This is a genomic window from Vibrio sp. GJ43-1 (assembly GCF_055808835.1).
Window position 1 is genome coordinate 3,298,120 of the sequence record NZ_CM147884.1, and the last position, 14,908, is coordinate 3,313,027.

Here is a 14,908-nt window from a genome sequence, read left to right on the forward strand (position 1 = left end):
CTCCTGAGTGCATTAAGCGAATTTCAAGTTGATTCCTTGCTGAATAAAGTCAGCGGCAAGCATTGTCGCAAAGCCCCCAACCTCTGCAAACGTTTTACCGCCATTTTGAGCATTTTTACTGGGTTTTTTTACCCCGTTCCACTGTGATACCTCCAAAATGCGCAAACGTTTGGCTATAACATAAAAGTAAAAATCGCTTGATTCTCAAACATCGATGACTAGAATAGACGTCTAGATGTAGATACACCTACAAAATATCATTGTATTTTTTATAGGCGAGCACAATATTGCTGGCCTTATTTAACTGTAATTGGAGCTCTCATGGCTAAGCACCTGTTCACTTCTGAATCTGTTTCAGAAGGACATCCTGATAAAATTGCTGACCAAATTTCTGATGCTGTACTTGACGCAATTCTAGAACAAGACCCGAAAGCGCGTGTTGCTTGTGAAACGTATGTAAAAACAGGCATGGTAATGGTTGGTGGTGAAGTCACGACCTCAGCGTGGGTAGACATCGAAGAAATCACTCGTGAAACGGTTCGCGAAATTGGCTACGTTCACTCTGATATGGGCTTTGATGCCGACTCTTGTGCAGTACTAAACACCATTGGTAAGCAATCTCCAGACATCAACCAAGGTGTTGATAAAGCCGATCCAAAAGAGCAAGGCGCGGGTGACCAAGGTATCATGTTTGGTTACGCGACTAACGAAACGCCAATCCTAATGCCAGCTCCGATTACTTACTCTCATTTACTTGTGAAAAAACAAGCTGAAGTTCGTAAGAGCGGCAAACTTGATTTCCTTCGTCCAGATGCGAAATCTCAAGTTACCTTCCAATACGACCAAGGTAAGATCGTTGGTATCGATGCGGTTGTACTTTCAACTCAGCACTGCGATTCCGTCACAACACCAGATCTTCGTGAAGCCGTAATGGAAGAGATCATCAAGCCAGTACTTCCGGCTGAGTGGATCAACAAAGACACTAACTTCTTCATCAACCCAACGGGTCGTTTCGTTATCGGCGGTCCTATGGGCGATTGTGGTCTAACGGGTCGTAAGATCATCGTTGATACCTACGGCGGCGCAGCTCGCCACGGTGGCGGTGCGTTCTCTGGTAAAGATCCATCAAAAGTTGACCGTAGTGCAGCATACGCGGCACGTTATGTAGCGAAAAACATCGTTGCTGCTGGCATGGCAGATCGTTGTGAAATTCAATTGTCGTACGCTATCGGTGTTGCTGATCCTACGTCGATCATGGTTGAAACATTTGGTACCGAGAAAGTCGCACACGACATCATCATTGAAGCAGTTCGTCAAAACTTCGACCTGCGTCCGTACGGCCTACAAGAAATGTTGAACCTGCTTCAACCTATCTACAAGCAGACGGCGGCTTATGGTCACTTTGGTCGTGAAGAATTCCCATGGGAAGCGACTGATAAAGCGGCAATCCTACGTGACTTTGCTGGTATTAAATAACGCTCTCTATCACGCATAGCGATAATTCAAACAAAAAGCCCTCAAAAAATATTTGAGGGCTTTTTTTACTATTAGTAATCATTTCAATCACTTTGTTATAAAAGTGTTATAAAGCTGCGTTATGGCCCATCTTTTCTACCCTACAAAAATTGTGTTTTTTCCCGACTAGGTCAATAGTTAACGTTAAGAGTATCGATGCAGAATGAGAATTACGCTAACTCATCAACACGCATCCTTAACTCCATTTTGGGAACACGCTGCGCCAATACCGTGATCACATGATCATACGGCTCGTTCATGTCCCTTAAATCAGAGACGAAGGCCAGATTGTCAAATCAGGGAGGACATATGCCTCGAACCGCTCAGACAGAAGACTTCCAAAAAAAACACGAAGTCAAAGATCAGGATTACGCTAAAACCATACCTTGTAACCAAGTCAGCATTTCTGCACCCTTTCACTGGCTCGCACTGGGCCTGCATGACCTAATCAGAATGCTGCGGTTATCAGCGCATTTTATGGGCTGTGTTTTACCGCAGCAGCCGTCGCGATTGTTCAGCTAGTACAGTGGCAAGGTACCCATTTAGTCATCATGCCAAGCCTTGTGGTGTATATGCTCATTGGCCCTTTCCTTGCATTAGGGCTTTATGACGCCGCTTGGGAAAGAGAGAAAGGTCATAAGGCCAGCTTATTTCATTCCATGAAAGCCATTGGTCGCAACTCCACCTCACAGTGGGCGTTCGCCGTGTTGCTCGCGGTTGCCATGATATTTTGGATGAGAATAGCCGCGCTGTTACATGCGCTTTACCCATCCGTCCAAGGCGCGCCACTGACAGAATTCGCTCCATTTCTCATTACTGGCTCTGTGATTGGCTTTGTCATCGCTAGCATCATATTTAGCTTATCGGCTTTCTCTATCCCTCTCATGATGGAACGTCGAGTTGATGTAATGACGGCGGTTTTCACCAGTTTTAATGCGGTCAAATCGAATATCCCAGCCATGATTGTCTGGGCATTCATTATTTGCGGTGGAATACTGATTGGCTTTGCCACCTTTGGGTTAGGTATGATTATCACCATGCCGATATTAGGATATGGTACTTGGCACGCCTATCATGAAGTCATTAAGAAAAGACACCATACGTAGTCTTGCTTTACTAGCCCGCTAACCTACAATAACGCCCTTCCATAGGGCGTTATTAGGTTTAACCATGGCTTCATTGACGACTGACTTACACTATCGAGCGTCAAAGCGCTTGGCCGAGTGCATATCAATTGCCGAGCAACACTTCCAACAAACTTTGCCAATACCGACACTCAGCTTCAAATTAAGAGGTAAGGCGGCGGGTAAAGCTTATCTACAAACATGGGAAATTAGGCTGAACCCAGTTCTCTTTACAGAAAACTGCGATACCTTTATTGATGAGGTTATCCCGCATGAGGTCGCCCACCTGCTTGCCTTTAAGTTCTATGGTCGAGTCCCTGCTCACGGTGCTCATTGGCAGTCCATAATGCACCACGTATTTAATGTCTCACCGAAAACCACTCACGCCATGGATATCACATCGGTACAAGGCAAAACATTTGAATATCAATGCCAATGCTCGACCTACCCGTTAACGATTCGCCGACACAACAAAGTACAACGGCAGCAAGCACGCTACTTATGTCAAAAATGCCGCGCTGCTCTTCAATTTTCGGGTAAGCAGCTTAGCTAGTATCCACGATGTCATTAATGTCAAATAAGGTAGTAGTCATAGACTAAAGTGCGATCTAAACTAGGTTATCTAGCACTTTTATCAGACTTATAAATGACCATTCGCGTAACTTCGGCCCTTGTAGTAGGCCTACTTTTTCTGCCCTTAACCGTACAATCAGCACCACCGAGCAGCTTTAGCTCAGCCAAAAGGCAGGCGGTTAAAATCTACGCCGATCACCCTATTAGCTTTTACTGCGGTTGTGATATTCAGTGGCAAGGAAAAAAAGGCACGCCCGATCTCGACTCTTGCGGCTATCAAGTTCGCAAACAACAAAAACGGGCAAGCCGAATTGAATGGGAGCACGTTGTTCCTGCATGGCAATTTGGCCACCAGCGTCAATGCTGGCAGGAAGGAGGACGAAAAAACTGCACTAAAAATGACAAAACGTTCCGATTAATGGAAGCGGATCTTCATAACCTGACACCTGCTATTGGCGAAGTGAATGGCGATCGCTCCAATTACAATTTTAGTCAGTGGAATGGCGTTGATGGTGTGAGCTACGGTCGATGCGAAATGCAGGTCAATTTCAAGCAACGTAAAGTGATGCCACCCGATAGAGCAAAAGGCTCGATTGCTCGAACCTATCTTTATATGAGCCAAGAGTATGGCTTCACACTGTCAAAGCAACAAAAACAGCTTATGAATGCGTGGAATCGTTCTTATCCCGCAGATGCATGGGAGTGTGAGCGCGACAAACGTATTGCTTCACGACAAGGTAACAATAACCCTTTTGTGGTCGCAGCTTGTCGTGATCGCTCGTAGGGCTAGAACATTGACTATTTTAGCCAGCAAGCCCTTGTAATTTCTGGGGCTTGCATCCATGTTATACCTCAATACCTTTTTTGTTCGTTGGAAGTTACTATGCGCGTACCTCGTATTTATCACCCTGAAACCATTGTCAGCTTGGGTAGACTCGCACTGAGCGAGGATGCATCCAATCACATTGGCCGTGTATTACGAATGAAAGAAGGCCAAGACGTATTACTCTTTGATGGCAGTGGACATGAATTTCCAGCCACTATAGATGAAGTCACAAAAAAATCAGTCACTGTCGCCTTAACCGAGAAAGTCGCTCACAGTATTGAGTCTCCGCTCGATCTGCATTTAGGGCAAGTAGTCTCTCGCGGTGACAAGATGGAATTTACCATCCAAAAATCGGTTGAATTAGGCGTCAATACCATCACCCCGCTTATTTCAGAGCGTTGCGGTGTAAAACTGGACCCTAAACGCTTTGAAAAAAAGATGCAGCAATGGCAAAAGATCGCCATTAGTGCCTGTGAACAGTGCGGCCGCAATACCGTGCCGACAATACGCCCAATCATGTCATTGGAACAATGGTGTGCAGAACCCTCTGACGCGCTAAAGCTCAATTTGCACCCTAGAGCAAAATACTCGATTAACACACTGCCTGAGCCAATTAGCAAGGTCAGACTGTTGATTGGCCCTGAAGGCGGCTTGTCTCCTCAAGAGATCGAGATGACGGAACAATACCAATTTGAAGAAACCCTGCTTGGCCCCCGCGTACTGAGAACGGAAACCGCTGCCTTAACAGCGATAACCGCCCTCCAAGTCCGCTTTGGCGATTTAGGCTAACTGGAGAACACGCATGATTAAACTCGGAATCGTAATGGACCCAATCTCGTCCATTAACATCAAAAAAGACTCTAGCTTTGCCATGATGCTCGAAGCGCAGCGTCGTGGCTATGAAATCCATTATATGGAAATGCAAGACCTGCACCTTGACCAAGGCGTTGCGGTTGCCGATACAAAAGTAGTAACGCTTAAAGAAGATCCGGCAAGCTGGTATGAGTTCACCTCAGAGCAGACGATTGAACTCGCTGATCTCGACGCCGTTCTTATGCGTAAAGATCCTCCTTTTGATACTGAGTTTATCTATGCGACCTATATTCTTGAACGAGCAGAAGAGAAAGGCACATTAATCGTTAACAAGCCGCAAAGTTTGCGCGATTGTAATGAAAAGCTCTTTACAGCGTGGTTCCCAGAACTCACCCCAACCACTATCGTGACCCGTAAAGCGGAGAAAATTAAAGCTTTCCGTGATACTCATGGCGATGTGATCCTAAAACCATTAGACGGTATGGGTGGCGCTTCAATTTTCCGCGTCAAGCAAGATGATCCAAACGTGTCGGTAATTATTGAAACACTCACCAATCACGGGCAAAACTACGCAATGGCGCAAACTTTTGTTCCCGATATCAGTAACGGTGATAAACGTATTCTCGTGGTTGATGGTGAACCAATGCCTTATTGTCTCGCTCGCATCCCAGCAAAAGGGGAAACACGTGGCAACCTTGCGGCAGGCGGTACAGGTGAAGCTCGTCCACTAAGTGAGACAGATAAACAAATCGCCCTTGCTGTTGCTCCCACTTTGAAAGAGAAAGGGTTAATATTTGTAGGTCTTGATGTTATTGGCGATAAACTGACAGAAATCAATGTGACAAGCCCAACTTGTATTCGCGAGATTGAAGCGGCATTTGATGTTTCTATTACTGGTAAGCTGATGGATGCTATTGAGCGCCGATTAGGTCAATAACCGAGGTTTGTGCCCGTGGTTAACTTAGCATAAGCCAACAGTTATGACTGATAGTTAACACCACAGGTTCCAAACCATGTCACGTTAGGAGGCGAAAATGAACTTAGCTAATCATTTTCTTGTAGCAATGCCCGGAATGAAAGACCCTTACTTTCAACGTACGGTTATCTATGTGTGCGAGCACAATGATGATGGTGCGATGGGGATTATCATCAATACCCCTATTGATGTCACCGTGGCCAACATGCTGTTGCAAGTACAAAATGAGCTACCCATCGCCTCCCAAACGCAGCACAGCAAAAGCCTAGATGAACCGGTTTTAAATGGGGGACCTGTCTCGGAAGACCGAGGCTTTATCCTGCATAAACCCAAAGATAAATATCAATCCAGTATCCAAATTACCGAAAAGATCTCCGTGACCACATCTAAAGACATCCTCGCGGTACTCGGCACTGATGCTCAACCAGAAAACTATTTGGTCGCCTTAGGCTACGCCGGGTGGGACGCGGGTCAATTAGAAACGGAATTGGCGGATAATTCTTGGCTAACGATTGAAGCAGACACTAGCGTGATTTTTGACACTCCGGTCAAAGATCGCTGGCACAGCGCTGTTCAAATGCTCGGTATTGATATTGCACACCTCTCCACTCAAGTTGGGCACGCATAGTCATGACAACAAGAACCATACTCGCCTTTGATTTTGGTACCAAAAGTATCGGAAGTGCCATAGGGCAAGAAGTGACAGGGACCGCGAATCCTTTAAAAGCGTTCAAAGCTAAAGATGGTATTCCCAACTGGGATGACATTGAGAAAACAATTAAAGAATGGCAACCCGATTTGATCGTTGTTGGGCTACCGACCGATCTTCATGGTAAAGATCTCGAGAGTATCACCCCAAGAGCGAAAAAGTTTGCTAACCGACTACACGGGCGCTTTGGTCTGCCCGTCGAGCTTCAAGATGAGCGCCTATCAACGACAGAAGCGAGAGCTGATCTGTTTAGTATGGGCGGTTATAAAGCCCTATCGAAAGGCAATGTAGACTGCCAATCGGCAGTCGTGATTCTAGAAAGTTGGTTTGAAACCCAATGGGGCTAACATCAAGTTGCTAACCTATTCTCGCTCTCTGATTCACGATCAGCGATTCTCACTCGCTTGAGCGCGAAGCTAAAATACAAAAAAAGGATGGCTAGGCCATCCTTTTTTGCTTTCATCGACTCACTAGTCCACTTTAAGCTCTTGTAGCATCGAGTCAGGCAACGCCAATTCATCGTTTTTATTCACTTGAATACCCGCAGCAATGATCGTCGTAGCAATCGATTTAGCCTCTTCTAGAGAGTGCATCGCGGCCGTACCACATTGGTACTCATTCAACTCAGGGATCTTGTTTTGGCTTTCTACTTTTAGTACATCTTGCATTGAGTCTAACCATGCTTGTGCGACGTCTGACTCAGAAGGTGTACCAATCAAGCTCATGTAAAAACCAGTACGGCACCCCATTGGAGAAATATCGATAATTTCAACTTGCTCGCCATTTAAATGCGCACGCATAAAGCCCGCGTATAAGTGCTCAAGTGTATGAATCCCTGTTTCAGACAAGATATCTTTATTAGGTACCGTAAAACGAAGATCAAACACAGTGATCGTATCACCCTTTGGCGTTTGCATTGTTTTGGCTACGCGCACAGCAGGGGCGTGCATTTTAGTGTGATCGACGGTAAAGCTATCCAATAAAGGCATCGTTGTTTCTCCGTTAAGGCTTCAAGACATGAAGCTTAGCATTCAATAGTGTATGGTCATTGTAAAAGCACAGCACACACGGTGCAAGCCGAGTATCTTCAGACTCGGCTTACGTGCAGATTGACTGAACTTACTAGTCCGCTTTCGTTTGCAGGTGAGCAAAGTAGTCCGCTAAAAACTCATCAAAGCCTTGCGTATCCGCCGCTTCAATGTCTTTCTGCGCCGCAAATGAGCGAGTCACTTCTTCTTCCATCATCGCCTCGCTATAAGTGCGATAACGTTGTTCCGTGTTGCTATTTCGGTATTTTTTACCTAACTCACAACCTACTTTTCCTAAACCACCCAACTCTTTCGTCATCGACAAAAGTTGACCTGAAATCGTTTGCTGAGGATCATCGTTCCATTGTTCTAACAAGTTGCACACCGCAACATAGTCATCACTGCCGTGCGCTTCATCCATGACAATAGCAATACTGCGAAGATCGTCAAAGACGCGCTTAACCCAAAGCTGGCTAGAGAGTTTTTCACCTTCACAACCAATTTTAAGCTCCAAGCCTTTTTTACGCCCTTCAAGAATGACTTTGTTCCAGTTCTGACGCCAGCATTCCAGCTCACAATCATCCATCGGCTCTGAATCTTTCAGCGCACACCACGTGATAAATAGATCGAGGAAACGAATCTGCTCTTTTGTAATACCAATAGGACTAAATGGATTCACATCCAACGAACGGACTTCAATGTATTCAACACCGTAGCTTCCTCGATAGCGCTTCAGACGGTTTTTCCCCGTTTTTCGCTACTCGCTTTGGTCGAATGGGTGCATAGAGCTCATTTTCAATTTGCAGAACGTAATCATTTAATTGACGGTATTCACCGTCAACTTTGACACCAATTTTGGCAAAGTCATCCGATGGGGTGTGAATCGCTTCATTCAACCCTTCTAAGTATTGATTAAGGCTGTTGAAACCGATTTTAAGCGAGCTTTGCGCATTATTGGTATAACCTAAATCGCTCAAACGCAATGACGTTGCTTCTGGGAGGTAAAGTGTTCCACCTATTTTTTCAAACGGCAGCGCACTCTCTTTTCCTTGCACGAACGAACTGCATAAGGCTAGTGTGAGGCTCCAAAGAAATAAGGGATGAGCCAACCAAAACGGTAGTAATTTCGGATTAAACCAAAATACCCTTCCGATTTAGAGGCTTGGCGAGAGGGCTCATCTTGTTCACCATAAAGCGCATCCCAAAAAGACTCTGGGAACGAAAAGTTAAAGTGCACACCTGAAATAACCTGCATTAAGCTGCCATAACGGTGCTTTAAACCTTGTCGGTACAAGGTTTTCATTCGTCCTGCATTTGAACTGCCGTACTGCGCAAGGGCAATATCATCTTCTTTGCCGACGTAGCAAGGCATCGAAAGCGGCCAAAGCTTTTCGTTGTCTAACTTCGCTTGAGTGAAGTGATGAATATCTGACAGTTGATTAACGAGAGTATCCACGTCGTGGGAGACTGGCGTAATAAACTCGAGTAATGATTCAGAAAAGTCCGTTGTAATATATTCATTCGTCAGCGCAGAACCTAGCGAGGTAGGGTGAGGCGTCATAGCCAATTGGCCATCTTCGGTATAACGTAACGTCTCTCTTTCTACACCGCGACCAAACTCTTTAAAGACAGTCTGATCTTTAGCAACCTGCTCCAGTCGCGTAGCAAAATTAGTCAAAATGCGATTCGCTTATATGTTGTTGTTCCAATTGAGGGCTAGGTGAAACATTATCAATGCCACTCCTATCCCCCCTATATGGTCACTCTATTGAGAGATTTCAAGCATTTCAATTGGAATATTCAGTTTCTCTAATTGTGGTTTTAATGCCTTGGCATCACCCACGACAATAATCTGATACTGACTCGGGTCAAACCATTTTTCCGCTAGGGCATCCAACTCCGATTTTTCAACGGTTTCAACAATCTCGTTACGCTGCTTGAGGTAATCTCTGTCTAAACTATAGGTCAAAATACTCGATAGTAAGCTGGCTTTTTGGCTCGGAGTTTCGTACGTCAACGCATCTTGCTGACCAACCGCTAATCGCATGAAATTCAGTTCATCTTCTGTCATGCCATTGTCACTGTAATTTTTTAGCTCTTTAAGCAACTCTTCAATGGAAGCAATGGTTGAATCTGCACGTACCTGTGCACTAAAAACGATCGCGCCCACTTCGCGGTTACTGGCAAAGTACCCACTCGCACCATAGGTGTAGCCTTTATCTTCACGTAAATTCTGATTAATCCTGCTATTAAAATTGCCCGCCAAGTTAAAGTTCGCTAAGCGGCTCAAATACAACTCTCCCGTTGCATCAAAGCGCATCCCTTGGCGAACCAAACGCACAATGCTTTGTGGCGCGGCGGGTTTATCCACCAAGTAAATGTGTTGACCCGCTAACGGCTTCACCGCTTCTGGAGCCAACAGAGGGGCAGCTGCACCCTGCCAGTTTTTCCAAAAGCCAAGATTTTGCTCTATCTGTTTACGGCTTACATCACCAACCACCACAATTTGCGCACTTTGCGGCGTGTAGTGCGAACGATAGAAGGCTTTAACTTCATCGAGTGTAATGGAGGCAATCGACGACTCTGATCCGTCAGAAGAACGCCCAAAGACCGTATCACCAAACAGTACATCACGTGTTGCTTGCGATGCCATCCAACTTGGTTTCTGATGCTGATATACCAAACCTTCTAACATCTGTGCTTTCAGGCGGTCAAAGTCACTCTGCTTCATCGCTGGGTTAAACAACACGTCTTGAACTAGCGCTAATGTTTGAGTCAGATTTTTCTCTAGAGAAGAGACGGTGACTCGTGTCGAGTACGAGCCTGCGCTGATGCTAATTTGGCTACCAAGCTGGTCAAGCTTTGCTTGCAGTTCTTCGACACTTAATGTTGTTGTGCCCTCTTCCATCATGGAGGCTGTCATACCAGCAAGGCCTTCTTTGCCTCTCTCGACGTAACGCTCTCCCGCTGGTAACTGAAAATGTATTTCTACGGTTGGTGTTTCTGAGCTCACGGTACCAAGTAGCTCACTACCGTTATCAAAGTGTACTTGGTAAAGCTCTGGCATGGTTGCTTTTACTGCCTGCGCCACTTCTGGCATCGCGCTGCGATCAAAATCATCAACCGGACGGCGGAACGTTAACTGATCTTCGGTCACTTTGACATAAGCAGGTAGCGTGCGTTTAGGGGTCTCAAAGTTCGCCTGTTGCACCGCCATATCCGACTGCCCCACAGGTACCACACTTAATGTCACTTTCGGTTTGTTGTTGATGAATTGATTGTAAGCCGCTTTAACATCTTCAGGTGTGACTGCACGGATCTGAGTAAGCTGCTGCTCTAACCTGTCTGGTTGATTAAAGAAGGTTTGGTTAGACGCAAGCTGCGTGACTTTGCCTTTAACACTTTGCAACGCAAAGACTGAGCCTGATTCAGACAATCCCGTGATCTGTTCTAAACGAGCCTGACTAATGCCTTCTTTTTCAAACTCATCCAGCGTGCTCAACAATTCTTGATAAAGTGCCTTTAAGCCATCTTTATCTGTTGAAGCGCCCATTGCATACACAAAGAAATTGCATGACAACTCATTACATTCGGTAAAAGCACCTGCATCGAGCGCTTTCTGAGTCTTAATCAACTTTTGATACAGTAATCCATTCGTCCCGCCACCAATAGCATCAGCCATTGCTTCGAGTGTGGCTTGATTGTCAGCCCCTCTATAGCTATCGGTCGGCCAGCCTATGACAACCATAGGTTGACGAATTCGGTCTTCTAATGTGACGTAACGATCATTTGGGACAATAGCTGGCTGTTTCGGCGCCTTATCGACACTTGGACCTTTTGGAATAGAACCATAGTACTTACTAATCCACTGTAAGGTCTGCTCGGTATCGATGTCGCCACCAATAGTTAATACCGCATTATTTGGACCATACCAACGTAAAAAGAAAGCTTTTAGATCATTCACATCCACACGATCTAAATCCTCTACATAACCAATTGGCTGCCACGAATATGGATGCCCTTCTGGATACATGGCCTCACCCATTTTTTCCCAAACTAAGCCGTAAGGGCGATTATCGTAATTTTGTGCGCGTTCATTTTTTACTGTATCTCGCTGGATCTCAAATTTGTGCTGAGAAACTGCGCCAAGTAAAAAGCCCATACGATCGGCTTCAAGCCAAAGAATTTTTTCTAACTGATTCGCAGGGACAGTTTCAAAGTAGTTGGTGCGATCACGTGTCGTGGTGCCATTAAGCGTACCACCAGCTTCGGTGATAATTTTAAAATGTTGCTGGTCACCAACGTGTTCCGAGCCTTGAAACATCATATGCTCAAAAAAGTGTGCAAAGCCCGATTTTCCCACTTCTTCGCGCGCAGAACCTACATGATAAGTGACATCGACATGCACTAACGGATCGGAATTATCAGGGGCAAGGATGACCGTTAAGCCATTATCTAACTGGTACTTCGAATAGGGGATCATCGTTTTACTCGGATCCGGCTTTGCTTCTTCAATCAGACGCACACCATCAGGCAAGTTAACTGTCGTCGATGTTGTAGTCTCGCTGCTACAACCGTAAATAAAGACTAACGACATCATGCCGAGCCAGATCTTTTTCATATATGCTCCTTAGAAGAGACCAAAGAAGATCGCTGCCAATGCAGCGTAGCGAAGCGCCTTACCAATTGCGATAAGTACAACACAAGGAAGAAATTTCATTCTTAACCACCCTGCGGCTAAACACAGGGGATCACCAATGACAGGTAGCCAACTGAACAACAGTGTCCAGTAACCATATTTTTGTATCCAAGCTATGGCTTTATGACCATGCTTTTCGTTTTGAGTTCGATTTGGTAACCAAAGACCGATCCAGTAATTCGTCAACCCACCGAGAGTGTTACCAATTGTCGCTACCAAAATAACGGTCAAAGTACTGTACTGACCTAGACTTAACGTTGCAACTAATCCTGCTTCCGACCCACCGGGTAGCAACGTCGCACTTAAAAAACCGGAGATAAATAAGACCGCTAACGCAGAGTCGGCAAACCAAGACTGCGCTAGATATTGAGAAAACGACTCTAACATTGCATATCCAATAAGACTTTCCCACGCGTGCGGCTGGTTTCAACTTGCTTATGAGCGCTAATAACATCATGCCATGGGAAAATGTGCTGTATTTCTGTTTTTAGTAAACCGACTCCGACCATATAAAGCAATGTCTCCATCTGTTTAGGATCTGGCGACACCAACATGCCGCTGGCACTAAAACCTAGCAGCGTCGCTTTCTCACAGACGAGTTCAGCCGTTACTGTAGGAATGGTGATCACTCGTGCATGGTCTTTTAAACACTTCAATGCATCAAGTGCAACCTCTCCACCAACAAGGTCAATCAGAACATCGATATCAGATAACCGTTCCGAGGCAGGTGCAAATTGATAGTTAATCGCATGTGCACCAAGCGTTGCCAGATAGTCCAAATTAGCTTCACTGCATGTGGTATACACTTCCGCTTTTGTCGCAATCGCAATTTGCACCGCAATATGCCCCACACCACCCGCTCCTGCTAAAATAAGGACACGCTCGCCTTCTTTAACTTGTGCTTTATTAATCGCTTGAGCGGCAGTTTGACCCGCCAAAGGCAATGCCGCCGCCGCTTCCAAAGTCACTGTGCTAGGGATTGAGGATAGCTCGCTCTCTGGGACGCAAACGTATTGGCTATACCCCCCACCTAGAGCCGGAAACCCAATAAAGCCCGCCACTTCATCACCAACAGAGAAACGGGATGCATTGTCGCCGCACTGCTCGATTTTCCCCGAAATGTCATATCCAGGCACCCAAGGCAAGTTGTCTTTATTCTCACTGGCTGCCCAACCAAGACCCGCCCGTGTTTTGACATCAATTGGATTAATGCTAGAAAACGCGACTCTGACTAGCACTTCCCCCTTCCGGGGTGTTGGCATGTCAATTTCACGCGTTTGGAGCACCTCTGGCGCGCCAAATTCAGGGATTACAATTTGTTTGCATTGCATGTCACTATCCTTTTTTCGTGCAGTGACAACATATTAGCCATTTAGTACCCAGACTACTAGGTCATTAAATCAACCATTCACTGCCGCTATGTAACAAAATAAGCGCCAGATATCGTATCTGAAATACGATAGGCAACAAAAAGGGGAAGCTTAGCTCCCCCTTTTACTATCTAGCAACCTGATTAGCCAACCAGCGCCAGTAGTATGCCTGCCGCAACGGCTGAGCCTAATACACCAGCAACATTTGGTCCCATCGCATGCATCAACAAGAAGTTTTGTGGGTTGGCCTCTAAACCAACTTTATTCACAACTCGCGCTGCCATCGGTACCGCAGAAACACCTGCAGCGCCAATTAATGGGTTAATGTCCTCTTTAGAGTACTTATTAAGAAGCTTAGCCATAAGCACGCCTCCAGCAGTACCAATACTAAATGCCACGGCCCCTAGGGCTAAAATGCCTAAGGTTTCAACGTTTAAGAATTGATCCGCTTGTAACTTTGAACCAACACCTAGCCCTAAAAAGATCGTCACTATGTTAATCAGCTCGTTCTGCGCGGTTTTTGATAGACGATCAACGACACCAGCCTCACGCATCAAGTTACCAAGACAAAACATTCCGACCAATGGCGTAGCTGAAGGTAAGAACAAGATAGTCATCAACAAGACAGCTAGAGGAAAGAGGATCTTCTCACCTTTACTAACATGACGCAGCTGAGCCATTTTTATCTTACGCTCTTCCGGAGTCGTCAGTGCTTTCATGATAGGCGGCTGAATTATCGGTACCAATGCCATGTAACTATACGCCGCAACCGCGATGGCTCCCAATAAATCTGGGGACAAACGGCTAGCTAGGAAAATAGCCGTCGGCCCGTCGGCACCACCAATAATGGCAATCGACGCCGCATCTGGCATAGAAAACTCCATACCAGGCACGTAGTTGAGTAAGATTGCGCCAAATAGCGTTGCAAAAATACCAAACTGGGCCGCAGCGCCTAGCCACAACGTTTTCGGGTTGGCAATTAATGCCCCGAAATCGGTCATGGCACCGACGCCCATAAAGATTAACAGTGGAAAAACGCCAGTTTCAATACCGATGTAATACACGTAGTACAATAAGCCGCCGGGATCGGTGAATCCAGCATTAGGGATATTAGCGAGCACTGCACCAAAGCCGATCGGCAATAGCAACAGTGGTTCAAAGCCCTTCTTTATCGCTAAAAACAGCAATAAACCACCGACTAACATCATACAGATCTGGCCAAACTCAAAGTTAGCGATCCCTGTTTCTGACCATAAGGTCATCAATCCGTCCATG

13 protein-coding genes and 2 pseudogenes are annotated in these 14,908 nt (G+C 45.7%); 8 read left to right on the top strand and 7 right to left on the bottom strand.

Annotated features, from left to right (window positions below):
• Window positions 1–12: 12 nt before the first annotated feature.
• Window positions 13–165, bottom strand: coding sequence for a hypothetical protein (locus tag AC0L66_RS15580; protein ID WP_473567880.1), 153 nt, complete (start codon window positions 163–165; stop codon window positions 13–15).
• 156 nt (window positions 166–321) lie between these two features.
• Between AC0L66_RS15580 and metK the strand changes: the two genes are divergently transcribed.
• The 8 genes and pseudogenes from metK to ruvX all read left to right on the top strand — a co-directional run bounded on the left by metK (window position 322) and on the right by ruvX (window position 6,883).
• Window positions 322–1,476: a methionine adenosyltransferase gene (gene metK / locus AC0L66_RS15585; RefSeq protein WP_265676298.1), complete on the top strand. Its 1,155-nt coding sequence runs from the start codon at window positions 322–324 to the stop codon at window positions 1,474–1,476.
• A gap of 348 nt (window positions 1,477–1,824) precedes the next feature.
• A pseudogene (locus AC0L66_RS15590) lies at window positions 1,825–2,621 on the top strand (DUF2189 domain-containing protein).
• Between the two features lie 73 nt (window positions 2,622–2,694).
• Window positions 2,695–3,192: a SprT family zinc-dependent metalloprotease gene (locus AC0L66_RS15595; protein ID WP_265676372.1), complete on the top strand. Its 498-nt coding sequence runs from the start codon at window positions 2,695–2,697 to the stop codon at window positions 3,190–3,192.
• Between the two features lie 93 nt (window positions 3,193–3,285).
• Window positions 3,286–3,996, top strand: a complete 711-nt coding sequence (locus tag AC0L66_RS15600) for an endonuclease (RefSeq protein WP_265676300.1) — start codon at window positions 3,286–3,288, stop codon at window positions 3,994–3,996.
• Window positions 3,997–4,095: 99 nt separating this feature from the next.
• Window positions 4,096–4,827 carry a 16S rRNA (uracil(1498)-N(3))-methyltransferase gene (gene rsmE / locus AC0L66_RS15605; protein WP_265676301.1) on the top strand — a complete coding sequence of 244 codons (732 nt, stop codon included), beginning with the start codon at window positions 4,096–4,098 and terminating at the stop codon, window positions 4,825–4,827.
• A gap of 13 nt (window positions 4,828–4,840) precedes the next feature.
• Window positions 4,841–5,788, top strand: coding sequence for a glutathione synthase (gene gshB / locus AC0L66_RS15610; RefSeq protein ID WP_265676302.1), 948 nt, complete (start codon window positions 4,841–4,843; stop codon window positions 5,786–5,788).
• Window positions 5,789–5,885: 97 nt separating this feature from the next.
• Window positions 5,886–6,455 carry a YqgE/AlgH family protein gene (locus AC0L66_RS15615; RefSeq protein WP_250615846.1) on the top strand — a complete coding sequence of 190 codons (570 nt, stop codon included), beginning with the start codon at window positions 5,886–5,888 and terminating at the stop codon, window positions 6,453–6,455.
• Between the two features lie 2 nt (window positions 6,456–6,457).
• Entirely contained in the window at window positions 6,458–6,883 is a 426-nt protein-coding gene (gene ruvX, locus AC0L66_RS15620) for a Holliday junction resolvase RuvX (RefSeq protein WP_265676303.1), read from the top strand.
• A gap of 123 nt (window positions 6,884–7,006) precedes the next feature.
• Here ruvX and luxS read toward each other — a convergent pair whose 3' ends face one another.
• The 6 genes and pseudogenes from luxS to AC0L66_RS15650 form a co-directional block, all read right to left on the bottom strand.
• On the bottom strand, window positions 7,007–7,525 hold the full coding sequence (luxS, locus tag AC0L66_RS15625) for an S-ribosylhomocysteine lyase (protein ID WP_265676304.1): 519 nt from the start codon (window positions 7,523–7,525) through the stop codon (window positions 7,007–7,009).
• A 133-nt stretch (window positions 7,526–7,658) separates the two neighbouring features.
• Window positions 7,659–9,242, bottom strand: a pseudogene (gene gshA / locus AC0L66_RS15630) (glutamate--cysteine ligase).
• Between the two features lie 87 nt (window positions 9,243–9,329).
• Entirely contained in the window at window positions 9,330–12,185 is a 2,856-nt protein-coding gene (locus AC0L66_RS15635) for a M16 family metallopeptidase (RefSeq protein ID WP_265676307.1), read from the bottom strand.
• 9 nt (window positions 12,186–12,194) lie between these two features.
• Window positions 12,195–12,650 (bottom strand): YqaA family protein, encoded by a 456-nt coding sequence (locus tag AC0L66_RS15640; protein ID WP_265676308.1) that lies wholly within the window; start codon window positions 12,648–12,650, stop codon window positions 12,195–12,197.
• Window positions 12,644–13,594 (bottom strand): NADP-dependent oxidoreductase, encoded by a 951-nt coding sequence (locus tag AC0L66_RS15645; RefSeq protein ID WP_473567884.1) that lies wholly within the window; start codon window positions 13,592–13,594, stop codon window positions 12,644–12,646. Before AC0L66_RS15645 ends, AC0L66_RS15640 begins: the two co-directional genes overlap by 7 nt.
• A gap of 182 nt (window positions 13,595–13,776) precedes the next feature.
• The gene (locus tag AC0L66_RS15650; protein WP_265676310.1) at window positions 13,777–14,907 is read right to left on the bottom strand and encodes a sodium ion-translocating decarboxylase subunit beta; all 1,131 of its coding nucleotides are present in this window, start codon (window positions 14,905–14,907) and stop codon (window positions 13,777–13,779) included.
• Window position 14,908 lies beyond the last annotated feature (1 nt).